This is a genomic window from Noviherbaspirillum denitrificans (assembly GCF_002211445.1).
Classification (GTDB): domain Bacteria; phylum Pseudomonadota; class Gammaproteobacteria; order Burkholderiales; family Burkholderiaceae_D; genus Noviherbaspirillum; species Noviherbaspirillum denitrificans.
The window spans coordinates 849,694-852,155 of the sequence record NZ_LSTO01000001.1; the positions used below are offsets into that span (position 1 = coordinate 849,694).

The following is a 2,462-nucleotide window of genomic DNA, read 5'->3' on the forward strand; positions in this document are numbered from 1 at the left end:
GGAAATCAGCGGCCCGACCCGCGTGGCAGCATCAAACGGGCTGCCCAACGGCATCGCGCCGACTGCCGACGCAAGCAGGGGCCGGTAGGTTTCATATTGGCTGTCCGGCACCAGCAAGCGCGTGATCGCGCTGCATGTCTGGCCGGAATTCAGGAAGCACGCTCCGACGACGCTTTTCACCACCGCCTGCGGGTCGGCATCCTCCATCGCAATGCCCGGCGATTTGCCGCCCAGTTCCAGCGAGACGCGCTTGAGCGCCGCACCGGCGGAAGCAGCGATGCGGCGTCCGACGGCGGTCGACCCGGTGAACGACACCATGTCGACGCCCGGGTGGTCGACCAGCATCTGCCCGACGGCGGCGCCGCCCATCACGATGTTGACTACGCCGGGCGGCAAACCTGCTGCAAGGATCGCATCGCCGAGTGCCGCGGCGGCACTCGGCGCCATCTCGGACGGTTTGAGCACCACTGTGCAGCCAGCCATCAGCGCGCCTGCGAGCTTGCCGGTGATCTGGTGCAAGGGATAATTCCAGGGCGTGATGGCAGCGACGACGCCGGCCGGTTCGAGCGAGACAAGCGAATTGCCGACGTTTTCGGTGAACGCCATCTGCTCACCGATGTCGGCGGCCGCACGCCATGCGGCGGCCGGCGCGTCCACCTGGATCCGGCGTGAGAGTTTGAGCGGCATGCCGACTTCACGCGAGATACCGGCCGCAATCTCTTCGCCGCGGGCCGCGAGTGCGTCGGCAACCGCTCGCACATATTCGGCACGCCGCGATACCGCGGCAAGCGACCAGTTGCGGAATGTGGCACGCGCGGCGTTGACCGCCTTGTCCACTAGCGCTGGATCGGCGTGGGAAACAGCGCCGCTCTGGTCGCCTGAAAACGATTCGAAAACCGGTGTGGTGGCGGCATCCGTCGATGGACACCATTCGCCGTTGACCAGATGCGAGGAATACTTGTTCATGGGATCTTTACTCCTTGTTGCGCGCCGCCAGGAAGCGCGTCATCGCTTCCTGCGGTTCGCCTTGTGAATAGCATTCGAACTGCGCGCGGATGCCCGCGACGCAGGCGTCGTCGAACTGCGCTTGCGTCATCGCGCGGAACCGCTGCTTGGAAAGGCGGACGGCAGTCGCGGGCAATGCAGCCATCTCCCGTGCGCGCCGCAGCGCCGATTCCAGTACGCCGTCCTGCGCGGCGAGTTCCGTCACGAGACCGATTTCGTAGGCGCGCTGTCCGTTGATCAACTCTCCCGACAGTGACAGTTGGACGTTGTGCGTCATTCCCACGTGCAGCGTCATCAGGTAGGAGCCCACGATCGACGCCAGCCCGGCCTTTACTTCCGGCTGGCCGATCCGCGTTTCCGGTGCGATGACCCGCCAGTCGGCGCACAGGGCGACCTGGAAGCCCGCCCCTGCCGCGACGCCATTGATGGCTGCGATGCAAGGCTTGTCGAGGTTGCGCACTGCCTGGTACATGTCGCGCTGGGCGTTGAGCCACGGCACGATGCGCGTCCAGTCCACCGCGCTCGCTTCGTCCAGGTCCTGGCCGGCGCAGAACGCGCGCGTTCCGGCGCCGGTGAGCACGATGGCGCGCACCGTCTCGTCGCGGTTGAGTTCGCCCAGGATGCCGATCAATTGCGTGCGCAAGGCCTGGTTGACGGCGTTCATGCGTTCCGGCCGGTGCAGGGTCACCACGGCAAGCTGACCCAGCTTGTCGAGAAGGACTTCAGCCATGCCTGCCTCCTTCCGAAAATTCGACGACTGCATCGACGGCGACGACGCCCCCGCCGTCCCGCATCGCCATGACGGGGTTGATATCGACGGAATGGATGTTGTCCCGATGGCGCCATACGAAATCGCCGAGGCTGGCGGCGGCGCGCGCCAATGCGCCGACATCGAGCGGCGGACGGTCGCGGTATCCGTCCAGCAGCGGTGCAATGCGCAAGCCGCGCAACGCGTCCCTGGCCTCGCTTTCTGTGAAGGGCGCAAGCAGCGTGACCGTGTCGCGCCGTATCTCGACCAGGGTGCCGCCCTCGCCGATCATGACAGCCGGGCCGAACACCGGGTCGACGGTGGCGCCAAGCATGAGCTCATGCACACCGCGCACCATCGGCGCGACGACCACGGCCGGATTCGAACTGCCCAGCGAATCCAGCACCGCGAGGCAGTCCTGCGCGGCGCGGCGCACCTCGTCTACGCTCTTGAGGTTGAGATGGACCAGGCCGTGCTCGCTCTTGTGCGGAACGTCGGCCGCGCAGCCCTTGACGACGACCGCCCCGCCGAAGCTGCGGAATGCGCTTTCGGCTTCGTCCGCGCTGCCGCAGACGGCGAAGTCCACCACCGGCACGCCGGCTTCCTTCAGGAGGCGAAGACTGTCGGCCTCGGATTGCAGGCCCTGCCTCGTCACACCGGCCGCTTGCTTCTCATCCAGGATGCGCGCGGCGGGCAAGGGCCGGCGGGG

At 66.8% G+C, this 2,462-nt stretch carries 3 protein-coding genes; all 3 read right to left on the reverse strand.

The features are described 5' to 3' along the window. Positions 1–966, reverse strand: a 966-nt coding sequence (locus AYR66_RS04275) for an aldehyde dehydrogenase family protein (RefSeq protein ID WP_088709592.1), incomplete at its 3' end; no start/stop codon positions are given. 7 nt (positions 967–973) lie between these two features. Beyond that, positions 974–1,735 carry an enoyl-CoA hydratase/isomerase family protein gene (locus AYR66_RS04280; protein WP_088706501.1) on the reverse strand — a complete coding sequence of 254 codons (762 nt, stop codon included), beginning with the start codon at positions 1,733–1,735 and terminating at the stop codon, positions 974–976. Next, a partial coding sequence (locus tag AYR66_RS04285; protein WP_170942269.1) for an acetate--CoA ligase family protein occupies positions 1,728–2,462 on the reverse strand: 735 nt, incomplete at its 5' end. The genes AYR66_RS04280 and AYR66_RS04285, both read right to left, overlap by 8 nt.

Bases quoted from the DNA above. Each gene is read 5' to 3' on its own strand.
- AYR66_RS04280 (WP_088706501.1), bottom strand. From the start codon at position 1,735: ATGGCTGAAGTCCTTCTCGACAAGCTGGGTCAGCTTGCCGTGGTGACC.